Annotated in this window: 8 protein-coding genes; 3 read left to right on the top strand and 5 right to left on the bottom strand. The window is 59.5% G+C overall.

The genetic code is table 11. The features are described 5' to 3' along the window. The first annotated feature begins 168 nt into the window (after positions 1-168). Positions 169-492 (top strand): L-rhamnose mutarotase, encoded by a 324-nt coding sequence (locus J4G14_09900; GenBank protein MCE2458112.1) that lies wholly within the window; start codon positions 169-171, stop codon positions 490-492. A 27-nt stretch (positions 493-519) separates the two neighbouring features. Next, positions 520-1284: a glucose 1-dehydrogenase gene (locus tag J4G14_09895; protein ID MCE2458111.1), complete on the top strand. Its 765-nt coding sequence runs from the start codon at positions 520-522 to the stop codon at positions 1282-1284. Positions 1285-1321: 37 nt separating this feature from the next. Here the strand turns inward: J4G14_09895 and J4G14_09890 are convergent, their stop codons facing one another. From J4G14_09890 to J4G14_09870, 5 genes are all read right to left on the bottom strand, one after another. After that, positions 1322-2269, bottom strand: a complete 948-nt coding sequence (locus J4G14_09890) for a hypothetical protein (GenBank protein MCE2458110.1) — start codon at positions 2267-2269, stop codon at positions 1322-1324. Between the two features lie 107 nt (positions 2270-2376). Then, a complete protein-coding gene (locus tag J4G14_09885; GenBank protein MCE2458109.1) occupies positions 2377-2598 on the bottom strand; it encodes a DUF2277 domain-containing protein in 222 nt (73 codons plus the stop codon). Positions 2599-2616: 18 nt separating this feature from the next. Then, a complete protein-coding gene (locus tag J4G14_09880) occupies positions 2617-7164 on the bottom strand; it encodes a glycosyltransferase family 39 protein (protein ID MCE2458108.1) in 4548 nt (1515 codons plus the stop codon). An 82-nt stretch (positions 7165-7246) separates the two neighbouring features. After that, positions 7247-8179 (bottom strand): ribokinase, encoded by a 933-nt coding sequence (gene rbsK, locus J4G14_09875; GenBank protein MCE2458107.1) that lies wholly within the window; start codon positions 8177-8179, stop codon positions 7247-7249. After that, positions 8176-8988, bottom strand: coding sequence for an HAD family phosphatase (locus tag J4G14_09870; protein ID MCE2458106.1), 813 nt, complete (start codon positions 8986-8988; stop codon positions 8176-8178). The genes rbsK and J4G14_09870 overlap by 4 nt, the downstream gene beginning before the upstream one ends. Before the next feature lie 220 nt (positions 8989-9208). On the opposite strand from J4G14_09870, the gene J4G14_09865 reads away from it, so the two are divergent. Further along, positions 9209-10006 (top strand): NAD(P)-dependent oxidoreductase, encoded by a 798-nt coding sequence (locus tag J4G14_09865; GenBank protein MCE2458105.1) that lies wholly within the window; start codon positions 9209-9211, stop codon positions 10004-10006. Positions 10007-10056: the final 50 nt, after the last annotated feature.

Below are 10056 nucleotides of genomic sequence, written 5' to 3'. Positions count from 1 at the left end.
CTTCCAAGCAGGCTGTCGCCGGTTCGAATCCGGTCTCCCGCTCCACCCCAGCTTGAAGCTGGACCCTTAAGGCGTTCGATGGGTGGACTTCACACAGTTGCCCCGATCCATGCCCATCCCCAGGTGACACGCGCGCAATCACGCTGTCGCATCTAACGGGAGTGAACCATCAAGCGCGTCGGATTTCTGCTGAAGGTCAAAGAAGACCTCCTCCCTGAGTACACGGAGCACCATCAGGCCGTGTGGCCGGAGATGCTCGACGCTCTGCGCAGAAACGGCTGGCGAAACTACTCGCTTTTCGCGCGTCCTGACGGCCTGCTGTTCGGGTACTTCGAGGCAGACGAGGACTTCCAGGCTTCCCTAGATGGCATGTCCAACGAGGAAGTAAATGCACGATGGCAGGAGTTCATGGCGCCGTACTTCGAGATTCCGGAGGGCGCCCTGCCCGACCAGATGATGATCGAACTCGAAGAGGTCTTCCACACCGACTGACATTGGCCCGCGGCGAAGGAGTACGGTATGAGGCTCGAAGGCAAGGCTGCAATAGTAACCGGCGGCGCAGCGGGAATTGGAAGGGCAATCTGCGAGCTGTTCGCCTCTGAAGGAGCAAGGGTCGTAGTAGCAGACATCGACCGGGACGGTGGTCAGCAGACTGTTGACCTCATCAGCGACGCGGGGGGCACAGCAACGTTCGTCGCCACAGACGTGTCGAACGAACCCGAGGTCGAAAGGCTGGTCGAAGCCGCAGTGGACGCCTATGGGGAAGTGAACGTCCTGGTGAACGACGCGGCGGCGTTCGTGTTCGGCACGGTCGAGCAGGCCTCTGACGCAGACTGGCAGCGGGTACTGGGCGTCAACGTACTGGGGCCCACGTACACGGTCAAGCACGTTCTGCCCCACATGCGTAATGTCGGGGGCGGCTCCATCGTGAACATAGCATCAGTGTCGAGCTTTATCGCGCAGCCTGCGTTCGTCCCATACAACACGTCAAAGGGGGCGCTGCTTCAGCTCACGCGCTGCCTCGCCCTGGATCTCGCACCGGACAACATACGGGTCAACTGCGTCTGTCCGGGCGCGATCCTCACGCAGGCGACCGAACAGCATCGCCAGTTCACCGGCGAGGAACGCGAGCAGTTCCTGGCGGACGCGGCGAACTCCAACTTCATGAAGAGATTCGGCCAACCCTCGGAGATCGCCTACGGCGCGCTGTTCCTGGCGTCCGACGAGTCGTCATTCATGACGGGTCAGCCCCTGGTGATAGACGGAGGCGCGACCGCCCAGTGATATAAGTGCCGGGAGCGGCCCGTAGCCTTCTTCAGAGCTAGCTGATCCGATGACCGCCGTTGGTCCTGTAGTCCGAGTTAGGCAACTCTGATGAGAACGCAGAATAATAGGCGGGTCTGCTGCGCCTGACACTATCGGCGGGCTCGGGCGCATCGTCGAACTGAGGGTCGCGAATTGGACGAGACCATTCATCGCTCCGTGCCTGAATGAACGCCGGCCTGCCACCCATCGCCGGAGCCCCGTTGGGCCTCATAGGTGGAGCCGAACCCCGTCCTGCAGCTCGTGGCTCGAATACCGTTCCAGTGCCGGCAGCCCCAAACTGAGGCCCCGTGGTCGGCCTTCCAGCTTCTGGTTTCGTTTGCGTCCTCTGTTCCCTTCTGGCCCTCCGTCTGTTCTTGAAGTAGACGAAGATGCCCGATGTCATCCTGAGCAGGAGCTCCAGCGAGACTACGAACGCGAGGTAGTAAGCCATGGAGGTCACGGTCTCCCACTGGAGAGCAGCCTCTCTCACACTCTCGGTCGATTCCACGAGGCGAAGTACCGAGTTATCGATCAGCATGATACCGAGAAGGGCGAAGGGGAGAATCTTCGAGATATCTGTAGCAAGGGCCTCCTGGTAGTACGATGAAATCCGGATCGCCCCCACGACTCCCATGGCGACAAGCATCACGACTTCAACCGACTGATTTCTGCTCAGGAAGTAGAGCAGCACCGCCATGATGAAGAACCAGAAGAAAACGAACACTGGATAGAGCACCAGGCACTTGACCGTGTAGAAGATTACGCTGATGGTCTTTCTCAGGGCCGGACGCTTGGCCTGGTTGTGCTTCTGCAGATCCAGGGTGAAGATGTCCTTCCGCGCCAGTAACCTGTAGAAGTTAAACACGAACACACCGTAGACGGTAATGCCGCCTATGATCAGCGCGAGCGGACCCAGGATGGCCATCGCTTCAGTCAGGTCGATCGTCAACTGTGGAAGTACCATAACAACACTCGCGCATCGATTGGATGGATGACTGAATGCATCTTAGGAATGCGCGAGGCTGTGCGGCTAGCGCTATTTGGTGTTGGGGATGACCAAAACCGGACTCGTCACGATTGGCGGAGTGACCCACCCCTTACCTGCAACGAGCTCAGGAGAATCCTCGATGCGGCAGCGACGTCATCCACGGCTTGATCGAACACTTCCACGTTGGCCCTGGATGGCTTTCGATATCCGCTGATCTTGCGGACAAACTGGAGAGCGGCCTCCCTGATCTCGTCGTCCGTGGCCTCACGTTCCGAGCTCCTGAGCTGCTTGATACTCCTGCACATGGTCTTCTTCTTTCTGCTTCAGCCGTTGAACTCATAGATGGTCACGTCATCAGTGTGAAACACCGGAGTCAGATGCTGACTCAGGTCGCCCTCGAACTTGGCGATGCCTCGGTCCGGGTAGTACAGCCGCTCGACCTGGCCCACGTAGACGTACTTCACACCGTATTGCGTGAGCAGGTCAACCGCTTCCAACACGTTTGTGGTCGAGTAAATCCGGTCCACGTCGCGAATTCTTATGTCGACTTGATTGCGATATCCCCACCGCTGCTGCTGCTGATGCCAGCGCCACCCGACAACGCTGGGAAGTCCGGTATGAATCGAAACTCTCCCGCCCCATCGATACAGCGGTGTGTTTGCTTCAAGAATGACCGGTGATCCCTGTACGTTCTCTCTCAGCCAGTGAACACCTTCGAGATCTGACTCCAGATCTATTGCCCCCTCACGGTCCAGGTATGTCGTACCGGGTACGTAGGCCAGTCCATCGAGTGTCAGTGGGACCCGGTCAGAGTCGAATCGATCCCGAAGCCTGTCTTGCGTGCCCAGAACCGTGAACACGGCGGAGCAGACTACCAGTACCACAAGACCAACCACCCATGTACGGCGGAGTTTCAGGCCCTGAGTTGTCAGGCCGAAAAGAGACCCGGTCATACGCCATGCGAGATACGCAGATCCCAAGGCGATGAGTACCCACACCTGCATGTAGAACTTGAACACGCTGTTCATCCTTTCGATGTCGCCCTCGACCCTCACGAAGTCGAGCCCGATGACGATAGCGAAAGCGGTGCCTAGCAGGAGTGCGACGAAGGCAACTGCCGGTGCCTCATGACTCCGGCTGGCGAGAGCCCTTAGGCCTACGGTAGCGATCAGGGTGAGCAGCACCCCCACGACGACCACGGTTCCCCAGCCAGAGCCGGAGAGGAGCGCGGTCAGCAGGAATCCCAGCAGCAGGGCGCCTGAAACGGCAGTGAGAACGAGGGCGGGACCGATGTGCACATTCAGTCCTGACACCGAAGCAGAGTCCAGAACTGCATCCACCGCCAGGGCACGGGAGAGCGAGCCCGAACCACGCAGGACTCCGTTCCACGCGATCGCTAAAGCGCCTCGGAGCTCCCAGATCAAATACGACCCGATCACGTACGCGAACAGTCCCAAGATCGCCAGGAACTGCCACAGCGTAGTCTGGTTTGTCGTCTGTTCGACACCAAGGAAGAATGTCTCGTTGGTCATGTGGAACGGCAGGAAGGCTGCGAAACCAACTGCCAGTACGAACACCGATTTGGCAGCAGTCCTAAAGATCACGCCGCCAGATATGCCACCCTGCGTGAGGTACTCTGCGAGCCCAATTGCCGCGAATGCGAACAGAAGATACGTTGGGTAATCCCAGGTGTTCAGGAGCCTGAGAGCACCAACTGATACACCCAATAGGACCAGCGCTAGAACGTGTCCGGGGCTCCATACGTTTCGCAGCGAGCCATTGCGCGCCAGTCCTAGCACCACTGACGCGGACAATCCGATGCATAGCAGCGTGAACGGCAGCACCCACAGGTGGGCGTGCGGATCGGCAAAGAGGAAAGTGAAGAACGGGAACTCGGTGATCTCGTGACCTGGAGGGTCGGGAGGCATCATGCGACTGGAGCGCCAGAAGTCGAACTCGCCCACTGGAAGCCCCTGCATCAGTGCCTTCCACGCTGATTGCGCGATCTGGATCGCACCGTCCAGGTTGCCAATGACTGTGACGAACACAAGCCCGACCAGTCCTGCAATCACGGGTGACAGACCGGCAGGCTCACCCCTGGAACTTCGGACCCACGAGACAAGCGCATGGACGACTGAATACGAAAGCGCGGCGGTCATGGCAAAGAAGGTCGGCACCGCGAGGTTCACAGCGACGTCAGGGATGATGCCGGTTAGGTGAATCAGAGTGGATACGAGGAACTGCCCCCAGTAGTAGTAGTTGAGGTATCCACCTGAGAACCACGGATCGTAGGGCGGCATGTGGACCGACTTCATCACGGCGTTCAGGTAGGCCATGTCCATCGGCTTCTCACCGCCCCTGTACGGGTGCCACAGGTCTGGATTCGCCATTCGGATGGCGACGAAGGCTATGAACGCCGCGAGGAATATCAGTTCGGCGACTGCAACTGTCTTCCAACGCCTCTTCAGAAAGTCGGCGATCGCAGCGCGATTGGCGATGAGCAGCACGGCGTTAATTGCGGCAAAGACTATCAGGACCGCGAAGGCGGTCGTCCTGTTGAATGCCATCAACTCGAGGCTCGCGAGCAGCCATATTCCAAGTCCGACGATCAGCAGCCCCAGGGCCTTGGACATCAGCCAGCCCCGGTCTACAAATGGCCTGAAGACAACGAATGCCAGCGGCGCTGACGACAGCGCAATCACCTCGACGACGACAATCCAGAGCAGCGCGGGGGCTTGTTCAGCGACCCCGCCGGTGTCGACGATTTCACTCCACGTCCCGCCTGCCTGGCGGTCAGCTGCCTCATCCGGGGTCAGCATCAGTTGCCTGCCAGCAGCAGGTGGGTCCGGTAGCGCAAGCGGGTCGACCACCGGGTAGCCGCCAGAGCCATCCTCTATCCGACGCATGATCTCATCGGCGTCGAGCCGCTCCACGTTGCGGAAGACCAGCACCTTGGGATGGTCGTAGACTGAGAAGCTCTCGTCGGCATAGCCGAGATTTATCGAAACAGGGTATGGTCGTGCTTCAGACAGGTCGCCCGGGGGCGGCAGATCGGGCCGCTCGAAGGTCTCATCTACGAAGCCAATCCCGAGCAGGTTCGGATACGACGTGAAGTGGGCCTCCAGTGTGTAGCCGAGTTCGCCTCTAAAGAGTTGACTGTAGAACTCCCTGCTAACCGGGTACCTGTCAGACAACCGGGAGACCGTCCCGTACAGTCTATTGCTGTATTGGACTATGTAGTCCCCTTCCGACAGCAGGTCACTCATGCGGCTGAACTTCGAGGGGAGGTCGTACTCGTATATGGGTAACTCTTCGATTTCGTACTCGTAGAGTCCGGGCAGGCCCTCCTCCCAGTGCTCCTTGAGAATGACCGAGCCTCGGGGAACGTTCGACTGGATCCACTCGGATGCCAGAACCGCCGGGTGTACCTCGGAATAGATGCCGCTGTATGAGACTCCGTAGAACGCAGTGGCAGCGACGGCCAGCGCAGCAACGACTCCCAGCGAAAACTTCAAAGCAGGCTGTCTGCTCCTGCCCCATGACCAGACATCCACAGCCATCATGGCTCCGAACAGGACGAGCACAGGTGTAATCGGAAGCATGTAACGCATGAACTTCACGTCGAATGCTCCGACTATCAGGAAGTACGGGATCGCCCACGACAGAAGCACAGCGTTCAGTCTCGTGTCCAGAGACCGGACTGGCACTGTGGCGACGATTGCCCCGACCGCTATGGCCGAAGCCAGCAGGGTCGCCAACATGCTGCTCGACAGGATGAGAATCCCGGCCGGCAAAACGAGGCCAATCACGAGATAGGGAACCGCAAACCATGTCCTGAGACCCTTGAGCGCCGCGTAGAGAGTCCCCACGACAGCCACTGCACCGAGGGGCAGACCCAGACCCCAGCGCGCGAGCTGCTGACCGTGGTACAGATAAGGCGTGGTGTCGATGTACTGGCGGGTGTACGGATAGTCCCGAATTCTGCGGACCATCTCGGACTGCTCGGCGAAATCAGCGTAGAACTGCCTCCAGTCCAAGAGGGCATAGGGCTGGGCCAACAGGAGTGCGCCAATCATCACGCCCAGTCCGATTGTCCCCGCCTTAGTGCCAGCGGATAATCTGTCAAAGAAGGCTATATTTCGGCGCGATTCAAGGGGAACAAGTCCGGTCACGTAGATGAAGTGGGCAACGACATACGCGGCCAGGATCGGGGCTACGCTTATCTTGGTTGCTAGGGCGAGGCCTATGCACAGTCCGGCAAACGCGGAGTCGGTGTACCGGCCCCACAGCACGACTCTCAGCAGGAAGAAAAGTGTGGCCGTGGCGAACAGCGCCATGAGCGTGTCGACGGCGAAGAAGTGGCTGAGCTGAATGTGGATGACTGAGAAGGCGACAAGCCCGGCTGCCAGAAGGCCGGTCATGCGTGACCAGATCGCCCTTCCAATCAGGTATGTGACCAGGATCGTCACGACGTCTGCCAGGGCAGAGACAGCGCGTGCGGGAACCCTGAGGTCGTCAAACCCGATCACAGGCAGATCGCTAAAGAGTATCTCGACAAGCTTGATGAGATAGAGAGGGAAACTGCCGTAAGGGAACCAGCCAGGATTCCACGGACTCTGCTCCGCGTCCAGCAGCACCGAGAGATCGCTCAGAGGGGGCAGCTCGATCTCGATGACCTTGAAGAGAATCGCCCGCTCGTCTGGATGGGGTGTCCATCCAAACCCCTCGTCCCAGTTCAGTCCGTACAGCCGAAGGGCGAGTGCGGCCAAGAGAATTACGGTTAGGACAATGGTCGAGCTTCGGCGGCTTAGGTCTGTTACCCCTGACGGAGTGTCATCACCAGCGGAAAAGAAAGAGCCAAACCGGCCCATCAAACCACTCCGACGCACCGTGTCCGATGCTGGGCCATCAATCATCAGCCGTCAGCAGGAAAGTAAGGAGACATGCAGGACTTCAGGAACGCGCGATCAACGCATCCACTTCGGCCCTGTACGGCATAGCCTCCTGCGCCCCGCTCTTGGTGACGGCAAGAGCGCCGGCTGCTGACCCGAACTTCACTGCGCCCGCAAGGGATTCACCCTCTGCCAGAGCAATCCCAAGTCCGGCGGCGAAGGCGTCTCCGGCCGCTACTGAGTCGATGGCATCGACGTTGAACGGTGGAACGAGCCCACTCTCGTCACGAGTCAGGAAGAAAGCCCCACCTGAGCCCAGTGTTACGACCGCTGCCCGAACCCCCTGCTCAACAAGGACCTTAGCAGCACCCTCTGCCGAAGTTGGATCGGTAACGGCTATGCCAGTCAGAAACTCGACCTCAGCCTGGTTTGGAGTCAGCACATCGCAGAGGCGATAGGCTTCATGACCCATTTTGAGCGCAGGAGCCGGGTCCCAGACGACAGTCGCTCCCCACTCTTTCGCGAGTGCCACCGCACTCAACGCAACGTCAAGCGGTGTCTCAAGCTGCAGCAGAAGTACATCTGCGCCGTCGAGCGCGTCATCGACTGCAGCTACCTGCGCATCGTCACACGCCAGGTTGGCTCCATAGACGGCCACTATCATGTTCTCAGCCTGCTCGTCCAGCAGGATGAGGGCGACACCTGAAGGATTGTCAGGATCAACCGCGACGCCAGAGACATCAATGCCCTCAGATCGCATTCCTTCGAGCAATGTAGGCCCGAACTGGTCGTCGCCGACACGGCCCACCATGCGCACCTCTGCGCCGAGGCGGGCAGCCGCGACGGCTTGGTTGGCACCCTTCCCACCGGGCGCGGTGTGAAAGGAAGTCCCAAAGATTGTTTCACCAAGGTTGGGCATACGCTCGGACGTGGCCACGAGGTCCATGTTGATGCCGCCCAGCACCACGACAACCGGAGAGCGTGAGGCATTCATCCGACGTAACCTCCATCCAGCAGGTATTCGAGCACCCTGGCAACACCGTCATCTTCCATCGAAGGAGCGACGAGGTCTGCAGCAGCGATGGCCTGCGGCACTCCCCCGTCGACTGCTACGCCAAGACCGGCGGTGCTGAGCATCTCTATGTCGTTGTACCCATTTCCAAACGCGAGTGTATCGCTGGGGTCTATGTCGAGATGATCGCACAGCCACTCGATCGCCTTGTCCTTGCCGGCGTCGGGATGCAGTATCTCGCAGAAGTACGACAGCGATCTGGTGACGTACAAGGCGCCGTCGAACCTGTCATTCAATTCGACCTCCAGAGATTCTATCGCGTCGTCGTCACCTCTCACGACGAGCCTCGTCATTGGCCCGGACCTGATCTCATCCTGTTCTACGACACGGATCGGTATGGAGTTCCGCTTGCCGTAGTCCAGCGCCCACTCCGACATCTCTACTACGAATATATCGTTGCCGTAGTAGGCCATGACATCGAACTCGTCCCTGCCAGACAGAGCGTCGAGGGCGGTCTCTGTCATTTGCGAGGTGAGCGGAGTGTGCCAGAGCAGGTCGCCGCTAGGCATTGCGACGTGTGCGCCCTGGAATGTGATAATCGGGCACGTCAGGCCAAGGTCGGTGGAGGCGTTCAGCGCGCTGAGGAACGTCCTGCCAGTCGCCAGTGTCACGTATGCGCCGCTCTCACGCACGCGGTCGATGGCGTTCCGTGTGCGCGAGGAGATCTGCCGCTCACGGTCGCGAATGGTGCCGTCGACGTCAAGCGCGATCAGCCTGAAGCGCTTGTTCATCTGCACACCGCTCCATTTGGGTCTGTGATACCATTCCGTCGGCGTTCCATGACACCATCAGCGGGGTTCGGCATGTTTCGATTCACTCCACGAAGGGCACTCTGGACCATTGTGGTGCCGATAGTAATCACTCTCCTGATCCTGGCGCTCAGGGACGGCCCCTGATAGGGCGCCGCTGACATTCTAGCCTAGCACCTGCCAAGTGTGAACGGAGGATAGTATGACGGACAGGGCGCGAGTTTTGGTGACTGGCGCCGCCGGACAGATCGGCGGCATCATCCGCAGCAAGTTGGCATACAGGTGTGACCTGGTTGGTCTTGACATCGTCGACTGCGGATGGCCCGAGTCGCACGTCGCCGACCTTGGCGACATCGACTCGATCACCCCGGCATTTGAGGGCGTGGACGTCGTCGTACACATGGGCGCAGACCCAAGCCCGCAGGCCACCTGGGAGTCGACACTTAGCAACAACATAGTTGGAACCCGCAACGTGTACGAGGCTGCCAGGCTGGCAGGAGCGAGGAGGGTGATACTCGCCAGCACCAACCACGCAGTGGGGTTCTACCCGCTCAAGGACGACCCATACAAAGCGATATATGACGGTCGGCTGGCAGAGGTCAGACGGCCTTTCAGGATGCTGGACGACAGGGACCTCCGTCCCGACAGCCTGTACGGAGTTAGCAAGGCGTTCGGGGAGTCCCTGGGCAGCTACTATCACGACCAGTACGAACTATCCATCATCTGCCTCCGAATCGGCTGGGTAATGACACCGGACGACCCGACCTTCCATCCGGCCGCCCTCTCCCTGTGGCTCAGCCACCGCGATGCGGCGCAGCTCATCCAGAAGGCCATCGACGCTCCACCTTCGGTCGGTTTCGCAATCGTCTATGGAATGTCCAGGAACGACCTTCGGATCTGGGACATCGAGGCCGGTGAGAGGATCATCGGTTTCTCCCCTGAGGACGGTTCGGGTGAGGAGTGGACTCCTGTCGAAGGCGCCCGGGGATTCATGGGGTAGCATTCCGATGACCTGGGAGATTCGAGCCGGAGCTTCACGGCAGACTGACA

It is taken from the genome of Dehalococcoidia bacterium, assembly GCA_021295915.1.
GTDB lineage: Bacteria > Chloroflexota > Dehalococcoidia > Lucifugimonadales > UBA1123 > VXRN01.
Note: the sequence above shows the minus strand (reverse complement) of the source record. Positions and strands in the feature narration are given on the sequence as shown.

What these genes read in the sequence shown, in the direction of transcription:
- J4G14_09895 (MCE2458111.1), top strand. Translation starts at nt 520, where the DNA reads ATGAGGCTCGAAGGCAAGGCTGCAATAGTAACCGGCGGCGCAGCGGGA.
- J4G14_09890 (MCE2458110.1), bottom strand. Translation starts at nt 2,269, where the DNA reads ATGGTACTTCCACAGTTGACGATCGACCTGACTGAAGCGATGGCCATC.
- J4G14_09885 (MCE2458109.1), bottom strand. Translation starts at nt 2,598, where the DNA reads ATGTGCAGGAGTATCAAGCAGCTCAGGAGCTCGGAACGTGAGGCCACG.
- J4G14_09880 (MCE2458108.1), bottom strand. Translation starts at nt 7,164, where the DNA reads ATGGGCCGGTTTGGCTCTTTCTTTTCCGCTGGTGATGACACTCCGTCA.
- rbsK (MCE2458107.1), bottom strand. Translation starts at nt 8,179, where the DNA reads ATGAATGCCTCACGCTCTCCGGTTGTCGTGGTGCTGGGCGGCATCAAC.
- J4G14_09870 (MCE2458106.1), bottom strand. Translation starts at nt 8,988, where the DNA reads ATGAACAAGCGCTTCAGGCTGATCGCGCTTGACGTCGACGGCACCATT.
- J4G14_09865 (MCE2458105.1), top strand. Translation starts at nt 9,209, where the DNA reads ATGACGGACAGGGCGCGAGTTTTGGTGACTGGCGCCGCCGGACAGATC.